At 65.7% G+C, this 21,385-nt stretch carries 10 protein-coding genes; all 10 read right to left on the bottom strand.

Annotation, left to right across the window (positions count from 1 at the left end; translation table 11 throughout):
- A partial coding sequence (locus tag AC3A56_RS16130; RefSeq protein ID WP_487771029.1) for a beta strand repeat-containing protein occupies positions 1-4,079 on the bottom strand: 4,079 nt, incomplete at its 3' end.
- Positions 4,080-4,091: 12 nt separating this feature from the next.
- Complete coding sequence (locus AC3A56_RS16135) at positions 4,092-5,681, bottom strand: ShlB/FhaC/HecB family hemolysin secretion/activation protein (RefSeq protein WP_056767743.1); 1,590 nt, start codon at positions 5,679-5,681, stop codon at positions 4,092-4,094.
- A 606-nt stretch (positions 5,682-6,287) separates the two neighbouring features.
- Positions 6,288-6,644: a hypothetical protein gene (locus AC3A56_RS16140; protein ID WP_056717164.1), complete on the bottom strand. Its 357-nt coding sequence runs from the start codon at positions 6,642-6,644 to the stop codon at positions 6,288-6,290.
- The gene (locus tag AC3A56_RS16145) at positions 6,641-11,071 is read right to left on the bottom strand and encodes a protein kinase domain-containing protein (protein WP_487771030.1); all 4,431 of its coding nucleotides are present in this window, start codon (positions 11,069-11,071) and stop codon (positions 6,641-6,643) included. The genes AC3A56_RS16140 and AC3A56_RS16145 overlap by 4 nt, the downstream gene beginning before the upstream one ends.
- A 16-nt stretch (positions 11,072-11,087) precedes the next feature.
- On the bottom strand, positions 11,088-11,807 hold the full coding sequence (locus AC3A56_RS16150) for a PP2C family protein-serine/threonine phosphatase (RefSeq protein ID WP_056717162.1): 720 nt from the start codon (positions 11,805-11,807) through the stop codon (positions 11,088-11,090).
- Entirely contained in the window at positions 11,804-13,477 is a 1,674-nt protein-coding gene (gene tagF / locus AC3A56_RS16155; RefSeq protein ID WP_487771031.1) for a type VI secretion system-associated protein TagF, read from the bottom strand. The genes AC3A56_RS16150 and tagF overlap by 4 nt, the downstream gene beginning before the upstream one ends.
- 4 nt (positions 13,478-13,481) lie before the next feature.
- A complete protein-coding gene (gene tssM, locus AC3A56_RS16160) occupies positions 13,482-17,015 on the bottom strand; it encodes a type VI secretion system membrane subunit TssM (RefSeq protein WP_487771032.1) in 3,534 nt (1,177 codons plus the stop codon).
- Positions 17,016-17,020: 5 nt separating this feature from the next.
- A complete protein-coding gene (gene icmH, locus AC3A56_RS16165; RefSeq protein WP_487771098.1) occupies positions 17,021-18,352 on the bottom strand; it encodes a type IVB secretion system protein IcmH/DotU in 1,332 nt (443 codons plus the stop codon).
- 37 nt (positions 18,353-18,389) lie between these two features.
- Complete coding sequence (gene tssK, locus AC3A56_RS16170) at positions 18,390-19,727, bottom strand: type VI secretion system baseplate subunit TssK (protein ID WP_056717159.1); 1,338 nt, start codon at positions 19,725-19,727, stop codon at positions 18,390-18,392.
- Positions 19,728-19,852: 125 nt separating this feature from the next.
- Complete coding sequence (tagH, locus tag AC3A56_RS16175) at positions 19,853-21,241, bottom strand: type VI secretion system-associated FHA domain protein TagH (RefSeq protein ID WP_487771099.1); 1,389 nt, start codon at positions 21,239-21,241, stop codon at positions 19,853-19,855.
- Positions 21,242-21,385 lie beyond the last annotated feature (144 nt).

Here is a 21,385-nt window from a genome sequence, read left to right on the forward strand (position 1 = left end):
CCCGCTGCGCTGTCGCTCAGGTTCTCGAACGAAGTCCAGTTCAGCAAGCCGCTGCTGCCGGCGTTCGCGCCGGTCAGGTTGTAGGTCTGGCTGCTGCCATGCACCGTGTCGCTGTGACCGCCGCCGCTCACCGACGTCACGCCGCTCCAGGTGCCGCCAATGCCAGTCGTCGCGCCGCTGCCGTTGGACAGGTCCAGCGACACCGCCGTGCCGTAGCTGGCGTAATTCAGCGCCTGCGCCGTGACATTGCCGGTAACGCTGCCGGCCGTGCCGAAGTTCACCGTACCGATGGCGTCGGTGATGGTCTGGAAGCCGCCCCAGTTGTAGCCGTTGCTGCTGCCCTGGTTGGCCACCGTGTTGTCCAGCACATAGGTCTGGCCCGTACCGATAACCGTGTTGTTTTGCGCCGCGTTCGCATTGAAGGTGGTGTATCCGCTCAAGCTTCCGCCCACGCCCGTGGCCGAGAGCACACCGGTATCCACGTTCAGCGTCAAATCGTGGAGGTAGTCGCTGTAATCCAGCGTCTGCGCCGTGACGTTGCCGCTGATGTTTCCGTTGCTGCCGAAATTGACCGTACCGGTGGTGTCGTTGATGTTCTCGAACGAACTCCAGCCCACCAGGCCACTGCTGCCCTGGTTGGCAACGGTGTTGTCCAGCTGGTAGGTCTGGCCGGAACCCGTGAGCGTGTCGCTGTTGCCGCTGCCTGTCACCGTGGTGACACCCGCCCGGGTACCGCCAATGCCGGTGGTCGCGCCGGCGCCATTGGACAGGTCGAACGTCACCGCCGTGGCGTAGCTGGCGTAATTCAGCGTCTTCGCCGTGATGTTGCCCGTGACGCTGCCGCCGGTACCGAAGTTCACCGTGCCGGTGGCATCAGCGATGTTGCCGAACGACGTCCAGTTCAGGCCGTTGCTGCTGCCCTTGTCCGCGACGGCATTATCCAGCAGATAGGTTTCTCCCGAACCCGTGATCGTCGCCCCGGAGCCGTTGCCGGCTATCGTGGTCAGGCCGAAAGCACTGTAATCCAGGCCCGAGTCGCTCGAGGTCTTCGTACCGACGTCGAAAGCTCCGGTCACGTTGGTGACGTCGCCGCCGGCACCTGACACTGCGCTGAACCCGGTATAGCTTATGCCACTTGTCGACGATGCTCCGGCGTGATCGTCGAAGCTGCCGGCAACGTTCGCAATGGTGCCGTTACCCGCCACGTTGGTGGCATTGGCGAAGGTCATGCCAAGGCTGATCAGTGCGCCGTCGTCGAATCCCGAGGCTCCGGTAACCGTCGTGGTGTCGGCGGCGATGAAACCATTGAAGGTGACGCCGCCGGTGCTGCCAGTCGTGTTGCCGGTCAGGTTGAACGCGGCGCTGCCCAGGCCGGTGATCGAACCGGTGCCGGTGATGCTTCCCGTCCCCGTTGGCGCAACCCCGGAAAATGCAGCGTTGCCCAGGCCTGCAAGCGTGCCGTCGACCGTGATGGTCGTTGCCGCGGTCGCCGACAAATCGCCATTGATCGTCCCGGTGCCCAGATCCAGCGCACCGCTGTTGCTGACTACGGTCAGCGCGCCCGTATTCAAGGTACCCAGAACCAGATCGCCGCTGTTCGTGACCTGAGTAGTTCCACCGGTGAGACTTACCGCGCCGGTGAATGCATTGAGGCCGTTCAGCATGATCGTCCCGCTGCCGGCGTTGAACGCCGAGGTGCCGGCTACGCTGAAGATGCCCGACGCCTGCGATATGTTGCCGGTCGTGGTGGTCACCGACAGGGGGCCGTTTACGGTTACGGCGCCCGCGTTGAACGTGCTGCTGTTCGTGGTCAGACCGGTCAGACCCGTCACGCCACCCACCACACCGCCAAAAGTTGCCGCGCCGCTCGTGCTCTGCACTGCCAGCGTGTGCGCACCGTCGACCGTCGAGACAAAGTTGATCCCACCGCTCGTGCTCGTCAACAGCGTATCGGCACCCAGCGTCACTGCGCCGCTGTACATCTGATCGCCGCTCGTGCTCACACCCGTGGCGTTGAGCGCCGTCGTGCCACTGACCGACAACGTGTTCAGGCCGGACAACACGCTACCGAGCACGGCATTGCCCGTAACAGTCAGGCTGTTGCCCGATCCGGTCACACCGCCGAGCAGTTTTACCGTCGTGCCCGTCAGGATGTCGCTGTTACCCAACGTCACGCTGTCGTTGTAGGTCTGCGCGCCGGTGGTGTGGACATTACCGCCCAGCATCGTCACGCCCGCCGCGTCCGTGGTCAGACTTGTCAGGGCATTCGCCGCACCAACCGCCCCACCAAACGTCGTCTGGCCGCCCGTATTCACCGAGAGGGTGTGCCCACCGTCCACCGTCGAGATGAAATTGATGGTGCCGCTTCCGCTGCTGGCAAGCGTCACGTTGGCGCCAAGGACCACCGGACCGTTGTAGGTCTGGTCGCCGCCCGTAGCGATGTTCTTGCTGATATTGATGGCACCGCCGGCCACGGCGGCATCCCCGCTGGCAGCGGACGCCGAGTTCAACACCAGCGCGGATGTCCCGGTGCCCGTCAATGCGGCGTTGATGTTGACATCGTTGGCGGCGGTGAGGGTAAGCGTGTTTGCGCTCCAGCTCACCGCATCATTCACGTTGATGTTGCCGCTGCCGCCGCCGCTGCCGCTGCTGGACAGGATCGTGAAGTTGCCGCCGCTCAAGGCAGTGGCAACTGCGCTCCCTGTCATGTCGCCGCCGCTGGCGGCTATCTTGAAATCCTTCGGGTCGATCAGCCAGTTGCCGGCTTGCCCATTGGGAGCGAGCGTATTGACGCGGGCGCTGTCGGCGATGCTGACGTGCGCAGCCGAGGTTTCGATGGCGCCGCCGTTACCGCCCAGGGCACCGCCGCGGGCGCTCAGGCTGCCTGCGATGGTGCTGGACTGGTCGCCCCACACGACCACGGAGCCGCCGTTGCCGGATTGCGTGGCGTCAGCATTCAATGTGGCGCCGGCGCCGAGTGTGCTGTTGGCGGCCCTGAGCAGTCCTTCCCCGCCTTGTTGGCCTCCGCCGACGCGAATGCTGCCGCCACCCAAGGTACCGGAGGCGTCAACGCTGCCGCTGACGTTGACATCCTGGTCGGACAGCAACTGGACGCTGCCGCCGTGCACGCCGGACACCGTGATGTTGCCGCTATTCTCGACGTTCCCGCCGTTGCCGACCAGCCGCACCACGCCGCCGTCAGTGCTGATGCCGCTGGCGTCGATCACACCGGCGTTGTTGACCAGGTTGGTGAACAGGTCCTTGGTGGCCGAAGCCTGCAGCACCACGGTGCCATCTTCGGCGCGCAAGGTACCCTTGTTGGTGACCGCGGCTTCCTTCGCGTCCAGGCGTTCCTTCAGTTCACCGGTGATCTGGATGTTGATCAGGCCATTGCCATCGAAGTCCAGCGTGGCATGGTCTGCGCCGTCGAGGTTGATCTTGCCGTAGTTGGCGAAGATCACGCCGTCGTTGAGGACGCTGCCGCCCACCAGACTGACCGAACCGCCGCTCGCGGCCTGAATCAGGCCGTGGTTGACGATGCCGGCCCTCGCGCCCGCCACGTTGAGGTTGTAGCGCCCCGCGAGAAAGTCGTTCGGGGTCAGGTCCAGCGTGCTGGCGAGCAGGCCACCGACATTCATCTGCGCCGTGGCGCCAAAGATGATGCCGTGCGTGTTGATCAGGAAGACCTGGCCGTTTGAATTGATCTTGCCGAAAATCTGGCTGGGGTTCTGATCGAGGATGCGATTCAGGGCCACCGCCGAGCGCCCCGGCTGATTGAACAGCACCGATTCGTTGGCGGCCAGGTTGAAGGTCTGCCAGTTCAGCGCCAGCTTCTGCGACACCTGGTTGATGACGGTGCTGTTGCCGCTTTGGGTGATGGAACCCGAACCACCCACCACCACGCCGCCGGTGGGTCCACCGGCGAGTGCTTCGCCGCTGAACACGATCGATCCCAGTGCCAGGCCCACGCAGAGACTGATGGGCCAGGTTCGCCTCAAGGGCAGTGCCGCTCCGGAAGTCCGATCTGCATGGACGCGCGCCGTCGTGCGCATCGTGCGCTGCTTTGTGCTCTTGCTCATGGTCGTCATCCGTCAGAACGTGAAGCTGAACCGGGAGTAGATGTGGTAGCCCTTTTTGTCAGACGCATCCTGCGAACTCAGGGGCACGGCACCGTTGAGGTGAAACTCGAAGTTGTGGAATCGCGGCAGGCGGAAAATCAGGCCGGCACCCACGCCACTCAAGGTGGCCGTGTCGGGCGTGATCTCGCGGTTGGCGCCTGCCGAAAAACCCTTGGCGTAGTCGACGAACACCTGGAACTCGAGCAGTTCGCGCCACGGCCTTCCGTAGAAAGGTGACACCTTGTCGCCGAAACCCGGGGCGTCGACGTGGTACTCCAGCGAGGTGTAGTAACCGCGGTCGCGCAAGGCATCGGCGATCGGGTAGGCACGGGTACTGTCGGGGCCGCCCAGGGCAAACTGCTCAAGCGGGACCAGAGCATCATTGGTGTACTGGCCCACCAGCTTCAGGTAGAGCCGCTGCGACTTGGTCAGGAACTGCATGCGCGTGTACGACAGCTTCGTCACCAGGAAGCTGCGCGAGTGTTGCGGACTGACCAGGTCGGGAACGAGCGAGTCGTCACTGATGGACTTGCGCAGGCCGACCTGAAGGATGTCGACACCGTTGAAGCGACGGTCCGTGTGCAGCATGCCGTAGGTCAGCTCCCCCACGGTGAATTTCTCGTCCGACAGGTGGAACCCCAGGCTGTCCAGCCTGGACTCTTCCCGGATCACATGCAGCGTGCTCAGCGCCTGCATGTCGTCGCGATTGATGAACTTCCAGTCCATGCCGCCGTAATACAGCGAACTGGGACCTTTCACGTCCAGCGCCGCGAACGAACCGGTGTTGATCTGCAGTTCGTTGCGGGAGGCGCCGACCACGGCGGACAAACCGGGCACCCAGGGCGCCGGCGCACGATAGGTGGTCGCGCCGTAGATGTTGTCGCTGGGATCCAGCGCATAGTCGACGTTGAGGTTGAATACGTCGCCGATGCCCAGCGGATTGGCCCACTCGATGCCGGCCTGTGCCCGGTAGCGGCCGGTCAGCTCGGTGCCGTAATTGTTGGCACCCAGCATGAACTTGACCGGACGCTTCGCTTCGGTGGCGATCATCACCAGGTCGGTATCGCCCGTGTTCTCGCCAGGCTGGAACGTCGAGGCCACGGTGACACCGGGGAGATCGCGCGCGTAGAGCAAGGCGGTGTCCACATCGCTCTTCAGCAGCGGCTTGCCGCGGAGTTCCTGCGCCGCAGCGGAGATCACGCTGGGCCGATAGCGCTTCGTGCCCTTGACGATGATCTTGCCGATCTTCCCTTCCAGCACCTGGATCTGCACGATCTTGTCCGGGCCCACCGTCTGCGCCGGAAGGAACGCGTTGGAGACGATGAAGCCGGCACTGCGATAACGCTCGACGATCTTGTTGGCGACTCCCTGCATGTCGTCGAAGCTGAGCTCCACCGGGGTACCGGCCTTGGCTGCCAATTCCTGGTATTGCGCGTCGGCCAGCGCCTGGATGCTGGCCGGGGTCACGCCAACATCGGAGTGGTCGGCCACGCCCGTCACGTGGAAACCCTGCACGGCAATTTTCTGCTCGGCAGCGGCGTCACGATCACGAACGGGCGGCACCACGTTGCCCGCCTGGACCTGCGCCGGCGGAGTCTGTGGGGAGCTGCCGACAGGCGCTGCGTTGCCGGAACCCTGGTCAGCTGATCCGCCGCCAGCGTCCTGTGCCTGAACGTTTCCGCCCGTAAGTGCAAATGCCAACGCTGCCGCGAAGCAAACAATGCGCACGATACATTCCCCTTGGCCGCATCTAATCGATCCATTGACGGTGTGCCCCGATGATCGGTGCCCACCAGCTGCGAACTTCCCAAGCCCCCGGCATTCAGGCAATTGCTGCCTGCTGGCTCGTCTTACCTCTATCAGGATACACCTTTGCCCTTCCAAAGGAAGAGCCGTTCGGCATCGAAAAAGATGCCCACGAGCATGCCCGGCAAGTTCTGACAGGGCGTGTCGGAAAAGGACTGCTTTACAGATCCGCGACAGTCAAAAATCACCTAAAAAGCAGGGTCCGCGCCGATCCGTGCCAAAGTTCCACAAGGCAACTCCGGCTGGATTTCACACACACAACCATGGCCGCCCAGGTTCGCGTTCGCGCAAACGAAAGAACGCGATACGCAGATGCCTGTCATGGATAGAATCGCAACCTGAAGCGACTGCCATGGCAGCCAATCAGTGACGCAGCATCAGCCATCCAGCCACCACCACGAGAACGGCTGCGGCAATCAGGATCAGCAGCACTTTCCTGGACAACGTCGGCCGCATCGAAACCAGCGAGGCGAGTGCTCGTCCGGCGTCAGCAGAAGAATCACTGACGCTCGCCGCGGCCGGATCACCTGAGCGCGACGCCCTGACGCTTCCCGGCGGCACCAGCGCCTTGCGCGCCGTGACCACGCCACCTCCATCCGACAAGGACTGCAATACACGACGGCGACGGTTGCGATATTCCACACGGGAAATCCGGCCGAGCCGATGGGCATCATCCAGCGCACGCAGATCCCGGTTGATGGCAGCTTCGCGTTCGGTCATTTCAGCTCCCTCAGTATCCGGAAACCCACGTCCCGTTGTGGCGATCCGCCATCGGCACGGCTGGAATCAACGCTGCAATCCGACCAGTAGCTGCTGTAGCTGCCGCCACGCACCATCACGCTGCCGCCGCTCACCACCCATTCCCACACGTTGCCGGTCGAATTGACCAGGCCCCAGGGGTTGCGTGAGCGGCCACGCGGGGAAACCGCAGCGCCGCCACCATCACCGCCGCCGGCCGAAGGAAGGATGCAGTTGCTGTCCTCGGCCTGCTTCCAGCCACCACCGCCTTTCGCCGCGTGCAGCCATTCCGCGTCGGTCGGCAGGCGATAGGTGAATCCGCCGCTGAGGTCACTGAGCCAGCGCGCGTAGGCACGCGCCTGATCCAGGCTGATGTTGCTTATCGGCGCGTTGCCAAGATCCTTGTCGGCCACCGACACCGCCGCACACTTGCCGCTGGCGCGGCAGAACTGGTTGAACTCGTTGATCGAGATTTCCGCACGCGAGATGGCGTAAGCCTTGCCGCCGTTCACGCCGGGCACAACCACCAGCAATGGCCCGCGCCCGCCATTGATGGCATCCGAACAGAACTTGCCCTTGCCCGCCAACCCCGGCTTCGCGCAGGGATCGGGACCACCCGCCGCAGCCACGCCTCCGCTGGGCGCTGGTTGCACCACCGGTGTCGTGCCGGTCTTTCCGGTCGTCACGGGCGGCCGCCCCGGCATCGGCGCCGGCGTCTCGGTCACCGGCGTCGATACCGGTGCCGTCACCTGCGGGGCGGGTGCTGCCGCAGCGGCGCGCTTCAGCTTGTCGAGCTGCTCGGCGAGCGACCGGGCAGTCAGCTGGCCTCGCGCCTTCATGCTCGTTTCCAGCTTGCCCAGTTCGGTGGCGTCATTCCTGCGCACGCTGTCCAGTTGCTTCTGCAACTGCGCGTACTCGACACTGCCCAGTGGCTGCTTCGAGGCGGCCATGATGGCGGCGACCACATCGTAGCGGGCCTTTGCCGCGCGCAAGTTCGCGTTGTTGCCGAGTGCTCCCAGGCCCTGCCCGAGAACATCGGACGCACGCTGGTAGCGCCCCTTCTGGAAGGCGTCCTCGGCCTGGCCCAGATAGGCGTCGGCCAGCAGCTTCGGTCCCTCAGTCTTGAGGAAGGGATTGTCTGGCTGCAGGGTCTTGATCCGCGCCAGCGACTGGCTTGCCTTGCTGACGTCGCCAGCGGCCACCGCGCTCTTCATCGACTCGATACGCGACTTGACTTCGGCGTCGGCGCCTTCCTGCGCGGCCTTCGCCTGCAACTGCTGCTGCAGCGCATCCAGTGCCGCACCCTGCGCGATCAGCTCGGCCGATTTCGGTACGTACTTCAGGCCGAAATCGACCGCGATCCTTGCCTGCGGCAGATGCTGCGGGTCAGCCAGCCGCGCGGCTTCCGCCGCGATGGCCGCACCCAGCGCGTTGACCGCCCGTTCGGTTTCGGGAGACTTGTCGGCGCCGAGCGTGGCCATCGCGGTGGCCACGTCACGCTGCCAGTCGGGTGTCAGGGTCGGCTTCGTGCCCAGGCTGGCCAGCGTGGTGCGTGCGTCGGCAAGTGCCTGCGTCTGCTGCTGCAAGGTCTTCTGTTGCGCCGCCGAACGGGAAGCGGCCACGTCGGCCAGCACCCTGGCGAAGCTGGCTTCCGCGGGATCGATCTGCTGGCCGGCCTGGGCGACCCGCTCGGCCGCATCCAGGTTGCCGCCGGCGATCTGATCACGCGCCAGCTTGGTCAGGCCGGCATCGGCCTGGGCCTTCACTGCCGCGTAGTCCGGAGAATCGGCGCCGATCTGGGTGCGTGCGGTATTCAGGGCGCTTCTGACGTCCTGCAGCCAGACCACCGTGGCCTGGGGGCTGGCAAGCAGGTCGGTTACCCGACTTTTCGCCAATGCGGTGCGCTGTGCTTCGCTGGCGGCCTTCTGCGCCAATTGGTTCTGCTGTTCCAGCAAGGCCTGCCGCGTCGCCGACAAGCTGGAGTCGCCCGGGAACAGATCGATGCCGAAGCCGGCAATGCTGATCGCACCCGGCAGGTCGCCCGCGCCTTGCCTTTCCTTTGCCTGGGCTGCCAGAACATCCTTCAGCCGCGCCGTCTGCGCCGCCAGTCGCGGATCGTCTCTCAGCAGGCTGGCCGCATCGTGATAGGCCGTGGCCACCTTGGCCCGCCAGTCATCGGCGCTGACCGGCTGGTCCAGCAAGCCGGTGAGCGTCTGCAAGCCCTGCTCCCGCTGCTGTTGCAGCGCCTGCGCTTTCTGCTCCTGCAGCCGTTGCGCCGCCAGCGCCTTGCCGATTTCATCGAGCTGAGCGCTGCGCTGCTTCAGTCTCGCCGAATCGGGGAACAGGCTGCTTGCCAGCTTGAGTTCGACGGTTGCCTCGTCGACACGCCCTGCGTCGATCGACTTGCCGATGGCGGTGTCGTACTTCAACTCCAGTTCGGCGTTCTTCAGCAGGGCACTGTTCGGATCGATCGCGCGGATGCGGGTCAGCGTGGTGACGACGTTGTCCGGCTGGTTCTCGAAAATCGCGTCGGCGCTGATCTGGTCGGTCAGTTTGGTGTCGAGCGAGTTGAGCAGGTCGTTGCGCTGCTTCTCCACCTCGGTGCGCTTGATATCCAGCGCTGGCGAGTAAAGCTTGAGGTCGTCGCGCAGCTTGAACACCTTCTGGGTGCCGGCATAGTCGTAACGGTCCCTGGCCGGATTCCAGTAGGCGTCGATGCGGCCGAGCAGGTAGCTCTGGATCAATTCGCCCTGATCGATGATCGTACGCTTGCGGTCGTCGTCGTTCAGGGTGTCGAGGGCCTGCAGGGCCTGGCCTTCATCCGCGTAGTGGTCGGCACGCGTCATGGTGAAACGGGCGATCACCTCGGCCAGATGATGATTGCGCTGGTAGGTCGTCCATGCCCAGGCGCCGCCGGCAATGATCAGAATGGCCGGCACGCCGTACAGCAGGTACGGCAGTGCGCGTTCGCGCGCGCCCACGTCGCGCAGGCCTTCGATCAGCTCGTTGGCGCTCTTCAGGCGCTGCGCCTTGGTGAAGGCCACGCTGGCGCAGAGCGTCTTGTACTGATGCTTGGTCAGCCCCTTCACCGGTGGCGGCTTGCGGCCTTCCTTCATCGCCACTTCGGCGCTGGCCTTGTCGTACGGATGCTTGCCGGTGAGCAGTTCGAACGTCACGCAACCCAGTGCGTAGACGTCATCGCCGGGCACCGGGTCTTCACCCCGGATCATCTCCAGGCTGGCGTAGGCCGGGGTAAGCGCGCCCAGCGTACCGGCGTCGAACACGGTCTGTTCGCCGACGGCATCGCCCATGTGCTTGCCGGCGCGGGCAATGCCGAAGTCGAATACCTTCGGCACGCCTTCGCGGGTGACCATGACGTTGGCCGGCTTGAAGTCCGAATGGACCACGCCGGCCGAGTGGGCGCGCGTGAGCGCCCGCGCCATGCCTTCGATCAGCGGCCGGGCTTGCGCCAGCGGCATGCCGTTGTAGGCCTTCTCGCGAATCAGCTGCTTGAGATCGGAGCCGTCGACGTACTCCATCGTCATGAAGACGATGGTGCGGTCCTTGTCGAAGTCGTAGACGCGCACGATGTTGTCGTGCGCCAGCTGTTGCGAGCGGCGCGACTCGCGCTGCAACGAGATCAGCGAGTCGGGATGGCGGCGAAATTCGTCGTTCAGGATCTTGACGGCGACGTAGGGGTCACGGTCACGGGCTTCCACCTTGCGCTCGTCGCGGGCCTTGAACACCACGCCCATGCCGCCGCGGCCGATCTCCTTCTCGAGGTAGAAACGTCCCTTCAGCAGCGAACCGACGGTGACGAAGTCGGACGCATCGCCTTCGGCGATGTGGTTCCAGCTGGAGCTGCTCATGCTGGAACTGGTGCCGGTCATCCCCTGCCGGGTGCCCTGCGTGCCGGTCGCGCCGACGGTCTGCCCTTCGGTCGGTTCCCGTGGCGCGGCCGAGGCCGGTTTCACCATGGTGGCTTCGTCGTCTGCCACCGGCGACTGGACCGGACGCGAGGTGGGCTTGACCACGGTGACATCATCCAGCGGCGGGGCTGGCGGACGGGAAGCGGGCTGCACCCGGGTCGCGTCATCACTGCCGGCTCCGCTCGGCGGAGCCGCCGGAGCGATCGGCGCGGGGCGCTGCGTGGCGGGCTTTACCTGGGTAACGTCTTCGTCATGCGACGCGTCTGCCGGGGAAGCCTGTACGGACGCCAGCTTGGCCAACAGGGCCTTGGCCACCATCGAATCGAGCGCACCGGCATCACGCTGCTGTTCGAGCCACTCCTGTTCGGCATGGTATTGCGCCTCGGACACGGCTCCGCGCGCACCGAGTGCGTCGAACAGGGCGGCGAGCTTGAGCTTGTCGGCCTGGTAGGCGGAAACCAGTTCGGCTATGGAATTCATGAGTGGGAGGTTTTCTTCATTCTTGGATGCGAACGACGACGGCCGAGATGTTGTCCCGTCCGGCGCGGCTCATCGCCAGGTCGAACAGGCTGGCGACGAGATCCTGCGGTTGTGGGTGGCGACGGCATTCGTCGTCGAGTTCGGCATCGGACATTTCCTTGTTGATGCCGTCAGAGCAAAGCACGAAGCCCATGCCGGGCCGATTGCCCGCGACGACCCAGTCGACGAACAGGTGTTCCTCCGCACCCACCGCACGCGTGAGGACGCCCGAGCCCGCCTGAGCCGGCGCCGCAGGGGCGCCAAAATGGGTGACATCATCATCGCCGCCATGCACGTGATCGCGGGTGATCTGACGCAGCTGGCCATCCTCGAAACAGTAGACGCGGCTGTCTCCCACCCATCCGCACAGCATGTAGTCGCCGTCATGCACCAGCACCACGACGGTGGATCCGATCAGGTCAACCCCTCGCGTGGCGGCGGTCTGCAACAGTTCGGCATTGACCTGGGAGAGCGTGTCCTCGATCGCTTCGATGAAGTCCAGGGCGCTGCCGGAACGGGGCAAGGCACCGAGGCGCTCGACGATCATCGAGCTGGCGTAGTCGCCTGCCGAATGGCCACCCAGTCCGTCGGCGACAACCCACAGGCCGACTTCGTCGCGCACGAGAATGGAGTCTTCGTTGTGCTTGCGCACCTTTCCGGTCACCGTGCGTCCGGCCGAAACATAGCGGGTCATCATGCACCAACCTCGATGATCGTCAGCGGCCACCTTGCCGCATCCACGCCCAGTCCCGCGGCATTCGCCAGCCGCAGGCGTGCTTCGTCGACGGGCAGCGCGAGATGGCTGGCCACGACGTCCGGTGACAGGTGCAACAAGGACTCGCCCGCCATCAGCAACAGGCGATCACCCGCGACGAGCTCGCAGCGAACCTCTCCGCACAGTGGCTGCTCCGACGCGCCCAGCCCGGGAGCACCGGGCACCACGCTGCTGAACAACAGGTCGTCGAACTCACCGTCGTCCGCGCCACCGGGCAGTGGATCGTCGGCTTGCGCGAACAGGGGCTGCGCGCGTCCATGGCGCCAGTGCCAGGCGCCCGCGGCGCCAATCCGCAGCAAGCCGGACTGACCCGCGACGACGTGGGCGGCAATCACCGCGCAGTCCTCCAGCACCGGGTCGATCAGGTCCTCGCTGGCCCGACGCAACGGCGGATTGAGCATCAGCAACTGCCTGCGCAGCGAATGCATGCCGCCGATCAGGTCGCTGCACGACATCGTGCGGATGATTCCGGACACCTCGCCGACCGCCCGCTGGCGTGGATCGGCCATGCCGACCTCGGCCGACAGCACGGTCAGTCCGCAGTCTGTTCGTTCCACCACGGTGACGGCCGCGACGATGTCCACCTCCCCGGCTGACGTTGCCTGAGCCATCGGGGCAACCAACGGGACCGGCGGTGCCAAGGTCGCCACTTCGGACGTCCCGACGAGATCGGCCAGCAGATCCGGATCATCAGGCAGCCATGCGCCGGAAGGCGTCGATGGTGGCGGCGGCGGCATGGCCGACACCGGGATGGCCGACACCGCGGCAGCCGACACCGGGGCGGCCGGCGCTGCCGCCATGAGGTCGTCGAGCAGGCTGTCCGCGCGTTCCGGCATCGGTACCGCGCGCGGCGCCGATCGTTCGAACGCCATCGGCGATTGCCACGCCGCGGTGCCGTGTTGCGCATCCAGGAAGGTCACGTAGACGGATGCCGCCGGCAATCCGCGGGTGGCCAGCACACACGCCGGAACACGTTCGCTACCTGCCGTCCACCACAGGCACCACGGGCCCGGGACGGCGGCCAGACGCTCCCACACTTCACCCAGGAACGGCTCCGGCGAGGAGGCCACGCCGAGGGGCAGGCGCCAGTGTGTCGCGCGATTCCAGTCGACGTCGCGCAGCGACGTGGCGGCCGGCGACGACGCCCTCGCCAGCGGGTCACCCAGGGCAGCCACCTGCTCGTCGAACGCCTCCACGCTGATGCGGGCGTCGCACTGCGCCGTGGCGTGCACCTGCTCGGCCGCGTCGGACCAGGCTTTCGCCTCGGTCAGCGCGCGGGTGCCGGATGCGATGTCCGCGCCGAGCGGGGCGGCGATGACCATCGGGAAGCAGCGCCCCACCCGGTCCACGCCAGGCCCCATGATCCCGAACCAGGCGGAATCACCGCACACTCCCGGGGCGAAAAGAAAGCGCCACACCGGACTGGCGTGGTAGGCGTCATGCCAGCCGCCGCCCAGTTCGGCACGGCTGGCCGCCACCGCCTCTTCGAAATGCCTGTCCCAGACATCGACGAAAGCCGATGGCAGCCGGCGCTGCACGAAGTCTCCCGCGCAAGGCAGCTTTCCGAAAAAGCCCGCGACGGAAGTCGGCATGCGTCTAGCCCCCGCACCGGAAACTGGACAGCGCGTTGCTCAGGAAGGGGTTTTTCAGATTGTTGGCCTGAACGGTCACCTTGGCGACATGGCCACCGAAGTTGAAACTGGCCACGAAACGCAGATCGGACTGCTTCTGCAGGTTCGCCGCCTGCAGCGCACGGAAGAACGCCCAGTCGCCGCGATAGTCGAAGGTGGTCAGCAGGGTCCCCGCGGTGTCGTAGGCGGAGATCGAGACATGACCCGGCGTGGGCCCCGGCCACTTCATGGTGGCCATGGTCGAGCCACCGGACTGGTATTCGTATTTCTGGCCATCGACCTCGATCACCAGCTTGCCGATGCCTGCGTCGAGCACCGGCGCGAGCAGCGTGAAGTCGACCTCGGGCATGTTGCCGCTGCGGAAGAACATCTGCTTGATCCGGTCGGCACCCTGCAGTTGCGCCAGCATGCCGGCCGAACCACTGATCGCGCCCGGGCCGGTCTTCCACTGCCAGTTGCGGCCGCTGGCATCGATCAGCTTGCCCACGGTCTGGTTGTAGAAGCCGTCGAAGCGGCCGCCATAGCCGAACATCTCGCCGAAGTTCTGCAGCGGGATATCGTTGTTGCTGGACGGCGAGAACGGATAGCGCCCGCGGGTGTAGTCGGCGCAGTCCTTGGCCACCATCTGCTGGTACTGATCGTCGAGAGCACCCTTGGTGCCGCTGGCCACCAGCGCCTGGCTCTTGCCGGTCAGCGCCGCAAACCAGCCCGAAGCGGGTGCCGGCAGCTGGCCGGCCGCCTGCTGCGCCATCAGCAGTTGCGGATTGGGCTGGCCCGCGGCCGAGCTGAAATCGCCCATGGTCAGCAAGGTCTTGCTGAGATCGTCGAGCACCTTGAGCGTCTGATCGATCGGCGCGGCGCCCGGGCCACCTTCGCTCAACTTGTTGATCTGCTCGAAGTGGTCGCTGATCACCTGCCCCGGCTTGGCGGCTGCCGCATCGTCACCCGGCGCGGCGGTCCCGGCGCCGGCCTGGGCGAGCGCGCGCGCCAGGGCGGACTGGGTCGCCTTCTTCTGGGCCAGCTTCTTGGCCACGTCCTCGGCCTTGTCCTTCGCATCGGCGGGCGGTGCGCGCATCAGGTCGTGGGTGTTGTCGCTCACCACCTTCAGCAGCAGCTTCATCGGCGAGTTGGGGCCGGCCAGCTTGGCCGCGATGGTGCTGGCATCCTGGATGTTGCCGATCGGCTGCAGCTCCAGATCCGCCAGGATGTCATCCCAAGCCTTGATGTAGTCCTGCTCGTAGAGTGCCAGCACCTGCTGGGCGAGCCGGGCCTTCTGCAACGAATCGATCTTGGTGGCGCCGAATACCCAGTCATCGGCGGCGAACTGCGTGACCGCCTGATCGATGCCCTTGTCGACTTCATCCTTGAACACCGGTTGCGTGAACAGCGCCGGCAACGGTTCCGAAAGCGACGCACCGCTCTTGCGCCGGTAGACGTTGCCGAGCAGGCCCAGCTCCTTGTCCAGTCGCAGCGGCGGATACGCACCGCTGTCCGCATTCAACTTGATGTTGCCGTAGATCAGCGTGGCCAGATCCGCGGTGCGCAGCGTGTTGCGCGCCTGTTCCACCAGGCTGGCATCCAGGTTCAGCGCGCGCAGCCGCCCCTCGTGTCCGACCAGCGCGTCGAAGTGCTTGGTCAGTGCCTTCTGCAGCACGGGGTCGGACGGGAACAGTCGCCGCCATTCGATCGCCGCCAGCGCCACGATCTGGTCGTGATCCAGATGCTCGGGCTGACCCAGCATCAGGTAGCCCTTGAGGTAGTAGTAGAGCATCTGCGGGTCGCCCGCATTCGCGGCCAGGCCGGCCCGGAACTGCGAGGCCACGCCAGGCAGCAGCAGCGCGTTCAGCTCGCGATAGTACGCGTCACGCACTTCGTCGCCGACCGCATTGCCCTGGTACAGGCCGAAACGCATCGACAGCGGCACGTCGCCCTTGTGCTGCTCGGCGACATCCACCGCACTGGACAGCGACTCCAGCCGCTCCAGCACCATCGCGAAATAGGCCTGCTGGTTCGGTGCCAGCGACGCGTCGCTCTGCGTCGGATACTTCTGCAATGCCGCCTGCACCTGGCCCAGGTAGGCGCCGTTGCGCCGGTAGCTGCTGGCCAGGCCGAGGATCAGCAGGCCGCAGGCCAGCAGCACGCCGATGTACGCGGCCGCCTGCAGCAGGGTCTTCTGGCGCTCCAGCTTCGGATTGGTGCCGGCAAAGCCGGATTCCTTGAACAGCACGTCCCGAAGCAGGCGCTCGACGAAGAAGGTGCGGCTCTGGGCGCCAGGCACGTGCAGGCGCGAAGCGTCCAGCCCGAAGGTGCGTGCCACCGCGCCCATCATGCGGTCGATCGGCGTGCCTTCCTGCGTGCCCGAAGTGAAGTAGGCACCACGCAGCAGCAAGGGCGCGTCGTACTGATGGCCGGTGAACACGCCTTCGACGAACTGCCGCGTGATGTCGCGCAGAGCGCCGAGCTGCTGCGGGAACGACAGGATGGCCGCGCGCCGGGTGCGATCGCGTTCGCCGTGGAGCCGATCGAGGATGCGCGTGTTGAGCCGATCCAGCAGCAGGTTGAATTCTTCGAGGAACTGCTTCGCCGCGCTGCCGTCCATGGTCTTGTCGACCGCGAACGACATGCCCCAGACCTGGCTGCGCAACTCGGGATTGAGGTCGTCGAAGAACTCGGTGAAGCCGGCGACCAGGTCGCACTTGGTGAACACGAGATAGGCCGGCACGCCGATGCGCAGGTGCTTGGCCAGTTCGTCCAGGCGCTGGCGAACCGCCTGGATGTGCTGCTGGCGGCCATTCGCATCCAGGGTCAGCAGGTCGGACAGGCTCATCGCCACGATCACGCCGTTGATCGGGCGGCGCTTGCGGTACTTGCGCAACAGGTTGAGGAACTCGGTCCAGGCCGATGCATCGGCGCCGCGGTCGGAGTCCTGGGTGGTATAGCGACCGGCGGTGTCGAGGAATACCGCCTCGTCGGTGAACCACCAGTCACAGTTGCGCGTACCGCCGACGCCGCGGATCGCTTCCTTGCCGAACTTGTTCGACAGCGGAAAGTTGAGGCCCGAGTTCTGCAGCAGCGTGCTCTTGCCGGACCCCGGCGGCCCGATCACCACATACCAGGGCAGCGCGTAGAGATTGGTTCCGCCGCTGCGATTCTTGCGCAGGGTTTCCACCGCCTCCTGGAAGCGGTTCTGCAACTGCGCCCGCTCGTTGGCGGAGCGATCGTCACGCTCGCCGCCGGCCTGGGCGGTGCCCTGATCGCTCAGGTCGCTGGCCATCTGCTTGGCCTTGCCGCGCACCCGCATCTGTTGCAGCTGCAACCAGACCGCCCAGATCACCACGATCACGATGATCACCAGCAAGCGGACCACCGGGCTGGCCAGCGGCTGCGACTCGCCGAAGCCGAGGTAGGGGCCGCCGAACCAGATCAGCAACGACAGCAGCAGCAAGCCGACGAGGGTGATGAACAGGCGGGATTTGAACAACGCAAGAAGCTTGCCCACGATGTTCAGTCCTCCGGGCTGTAGAGAATTTCGACGCGCCGATTGCGCGCGCGATTGGCCGGCAGGTCGGGCGGCAGTGCGATCGGTTGCGAGGAACCCGCACCGCTGGATTCCAGCCGCCCGCTGTTGTCGATGCCCTCGCCGAGTATCTGCAGCACCGACCTTGCGCGCTCGGCGGACAACGCGTAGTTGTCCTTGAAGCGCAGCGAGTGCACCGGCTGGTCATCGGTGTGGCCCACCACGACGACCCGCCCGGGAACCTGGTTCAGTGCGGCGGTGATCGCATGCAGCATCGGAACCTGCTTGTCGGCCACCTCGGTGCCGCCGGATGCGAACATGGCGGCGGCATTGAGGCGGACCAGCGCCGAACCGTCCGGCTTCTCGTCCACCGTCAGGGCGCCAGCCTGCTCCTCCGGCGCCAGCAACTGCTTCAGGCTCTTGCGCTCGACCTTGGGCTGGGCCTGGCGACGCTGCGCGTCGTCCGGCGGCACCGCGGTTTTCAGGCCGATCTGCACAACCTGCGCGCTGACCGGTGACGACAGCTCGTTCAACCGCGTGAAGAAATACAGGAAGGCGCCCAGCAGCAGGCAGGCGCCTGCGGCCAGGATCACCCAAAGCGGAACGTGGCGCACCAGCGGATTACGCCGATCCTCGATGCCCTTCCAGTGCGGCGCCAGTTCCTCTGCCGCGGGCGGGCGCTGTGCCTTGATCCGGCGGTACAGCTCTTCCTGGATGTCGGCCAGCTTGGCGCGACCATCGGCTTCGATCTGGTAGCGCCCGCCGAAGCCGAGCGCCAGGCAGATGTACATCAGTTCGATCAGGTCGATGTGTTTCGAGAAATCGGCACACAGCCGGTCGAGGATGATGAAGAATTTCTCGCCACCGTACGACTCGCCATGGAAGACCACCAGCAGCGTCTTCGCCGCCCAACCGCTCTGCTGCCCCCACGGCGTGTTCATCACCGATTCGTCCAGCGTCGAGCACAGCACGTAGCGCGCCGCGGTGATGGTCTGGGCGACGATGCCGGCGGCCTGCGCGTTGCTTTCGAACTGACGGACCTGGGCAATCACCTGCTCGCGCAGATGAGCCGCATCGGGTTGTGACACGCTGTTGCGCAACTGCACGGCCAGCAGCAGCAGCGGGCTGGCGGCCTGCACCAGGGCGTTGAGACCGCCGCCCAGAAAGTCGCTGATCGCGGCCGGAGGGGCCATCTCGGCGCGCGACACCGGGCCGCGTGCAGCTGCCGCGGGTGCGACGGGCGCTGCAGCAGCCGGTGGCGGGGCGGGCATGGGCGCCGGCGGTGCTCCGCGCGGACGGACCACCGTCGCATCGCGCATGGGATCGTCGTCATGGGGACCGTTGCTGTTCATGCGCTCAACCTCTGATCGCCCACAGTTGCAAGTCGAGACCGGCGAACTCGCCACCGAAGTGGAAGGCGATGCCGCCCGACGTCTTCAAGGCCCGCCACATCGGCGAATTCTTGTCGAACTCGAAATACAGGTAGCCGGAGTTGTAGGGAATCTGGCGCGGCGCGACCGGCATCGGCGCCACCGGAATGCCGGGGAGCTGCAGGTTCACCAGGTCGCGGATCTTCTCCACCGGACCGATCTTCGACTGCGCGGGCAACTGCCGGCGCAGGTCTTCGGACTTCATGTCCGCCTTGGCCGCCAGCACGAACGCGGCGCTGTCGACCAGGCTGAGATCGGGCACCACGGCCACCCACACGCCGAACTTGCGCTGCTGCAGCGGAATCGGAATCGCCGTCTGCTCCATCACCGCGCTCAGGCTGCTGCGCAGGGCCTGGATCAGCGGCTCGAAACTCTCGTACAGCGCCTCGTGCCGATACGGCGGAAATGCCGGCGGCCGCTTGCCCGGCGCGGTGAACGTGCACAACTCGCCGGCCATCTCGGTCAGCACCCGGTAGAAGTCCTCCGGGTGCAGGATCGGCGCGGCGGCAAGATGGGCGATCAGTGGCTGGTAGCGGTTGACCACCTGCAGCAACAGGAAGTCGGCGATCTCGGCGGCGCCGCCGCGGTCGGTCACCGCCACGCGGCTGGCCAGCGCCTCGCCACGCTGGTGCAGCAGGCCAAGCAGCTCGGTGAGGAAGGTGGTGAGCTTCGGTGCGGCATGACAGCTCAGCGCCGTCGGCATGAACGCCTCTTCGAGGATCACCCGCCGGTCGGAACGACACTCCACGATCCGTGCGACGGGAATCTGGGCCAGGCCCTCCAGCGGTTGCGATTGCGGCAACAGCCGGCTGTTGAGACCGCCCACCTCCAGCGCCGTCATCCCGTCGACGCTGCCCGAGGCGTCACGCACCTCGGTTTCGCGCACGCGGAAACGGAACAGCTTTTCGGCAGGTGCCTCGGGGCGCCCGCTGTCCGGTTGTGCCGGCGAGCGCAACGGCAAGGTCAGGAACACCGTCTGGTCGCGCCAGTTGCCATCGACCTCCAGCGCCAGCGGCAGCGGATCGTCCGCAGGCATGCAGAACGGCGTGCCATCGGGGAACACGCCGCGGGCGCGCTTGATCCCGAGCTTGCCGATCGCCAGCAGATCGGTCTCCAGTTCCAGTTCCGAAAAGCCCCAGGTGTAAGGGCGCAGACTGCCAGCGCGCAGTTCCACGAAGCGCTCGAGATAGCGTTCCTGCTGCTGCAGATGCTGGGGCCGAAGGAAGAGTCCCTCGCTCCAGACGACCTTGTTCATATCCGTCATGCGTCGCACCTGCCCCTGTGAGTCCCCGACAGCATTGCCGGGTGTGTCGGTGCCGGCCATCAGCGTGCCGGCACGTCCCCTGAATCCGTCCTTCGATCTGCGACCTGCAATGCCCCCCGGCGCCGCTAGTGATGTGCCTTCTGCATTCTCCGCGCCGACTTCAGGCGTGACAACTGTTCTTCATAAGCCCGTGCGAACTCGTCGCCGAACAGGCGCCGAAAGCATTCGTCGGGATCACGCGAGAGACCTTCGAAGTGTTCGCGGTACTTTTCCCAGTACTTGCCCTTGCCGGCGAATGCCGACCGCTTCGCGCCATCGGTTTCCTGTTCGAAGCGGTCCGGGTTGAAATGCACCAGCAGGGATTCGAACGCGGCGCGGACGCCGGCGAGCATGGCCATCTGGTGGCAACGAATGTCGTCGAAGGCATCTTCGAAGGCCGCTGTCCCCGACATGAAGGCGCCGTTCGAGGGCGCCATGATCTTGGCCAGCGCATCCTCCGGATTGGGCGCGAACTTCAGCGGGTTGTTCTCGGAACGCTGGATGATCGTGACCGGCAGGCGGAACGTGTTCTTGATCTCCGCCCGCGCGCGCAGCACGTCCATCACGCCATCGACGACGACCCGGAAGATCTGGTTGACATCCGTGGGCAAGGCCGTCGAAGCCGCCGGAGGCGGCATGTACGGGACCACCGGCGGCGCATGGGCCGTCGGCGCGACCACCGGAGGCGGCGCCACGGCTGCGGGCGGCGGCATGACCGGCGCCGGCGCCGGACTTGGCGGCGACGAAAAGTCGCCCATGGTCAGGTCCCAGTTCTCCGGCAGCGCGTTCGCGGTGGACTGCCGTTGCTCGGTCGTCATCGGCGGATGGAAGAAATCCTCCGTGCTGGACGAGTGGTTCCAGCTCGAACTGGCATTGCCGGTGGTGGCGCCGGAAAGCAGTCCGGAGGTGCTCTCCGAAGAGCCCAGAAAACTCAACGGATCAAGCTCGCCGCCCGACGCGGGTGACACGGCGCCGGGAATCAGGTCGGCGTCGAGCGGAATGCCGCCGCCCATCGCCGGCGGATATGCAGGCGCCTGGGGAGCGATATCGAGCAAGCCGAAATCCAGCGGGTCGAGCGCCCCCGCAGGGATGGACCCCGCCGGAATGGATGGCGCCGAAGGCGGCGGGGACAAATCAGGCAACGCGGTCGAGCTGCCCGCGTCCTGCAGGCGCACCTCGACCTCGAAGGTATCGATCAGCAGGCGGTCGCCGTTCTTCAACGCCGAGGGATCGCCCTTGATCAGCGGCGCATCATTGAGCAGCATGCCGTTGGTGCTGCGATCCTCGATGAAATACATGCCGTTGAGGAAGCGGATCATCGCGTGGACACGCGACACGCCAGATGCACTGAGCACCCAATCGCAATCCTCGGAACGTCCGATGCTTCCACCCGCCCCCTCGAACGCCTTGCTGCTTCGGCTGCCGAACTGGGCAGCCTGACGGCCAGCGACTGCAAGGATCAGGCTCTGCGACATCGGCACGCGTATTTCCCCAGCAACTGTCAGATCGGCACGGCGGTGACGAACGCATCATCACGGCTCATGCGGTGAACCAGGTTTCGAACCCACATGAAGACCAGCGACTGATCGCGGCAAGGCCGTGAACCGGGTTCACAACCA

The sequence above is a fragment of the Rhodanobacter sp. Soil_C_14 genome, assembly GCF_057657335.1.

Coding starts and splice junctions, on each gene's coding strand:
- AC3A56_RS16140 (WP_056717164.1), bottom strand. CDS start 6,644: ATGACCGAACGCGAAGCTGCCATCAACCGGGATCTGCGTGCGCTGGAT.
- AC3A56_RS16145 (WP_487771030.1), bottom strand. CDS start 11,071: ATGAATTCCATAGCCGAACTGGTTTCCGCCTACCAGGCCGACAAGCTC.
- AC3A56_RS16150 (WP_056717162.1), bottom strand. CDS start 11,807: ATGATGACCCGCTATGTTTCGGCCGGACGCACGGTGACCGGAAAGGTG.
- tagF (WP_487771031.1), bottom strand. CDS start 13,477: ATGCCGACTTCCGTCGCGGGCTTTTTCGGAAAGCTGCCTTGCGCGGGA.
- icmH (WP_487771098.1), bottom strand. CDS start 18,352: ATGCGCGATGCGACGGTGGTCCGTCCGCGCGGAGCACCGCCGGCGCCC.
- tssK (WP_056717159.1), bottom strand. CDS start 19,727: ATGACGGATATGAACAAGGTCGTCTGGAGCGAGGGACTCTTCCTTCGG.
- tagH (WP_487771099.1), bottom strand. CDS start 21,241: ATGTCGCAGAGCCTGATCCTTGCAGTCGCTGGCCGTCAGGCTGCCCAG.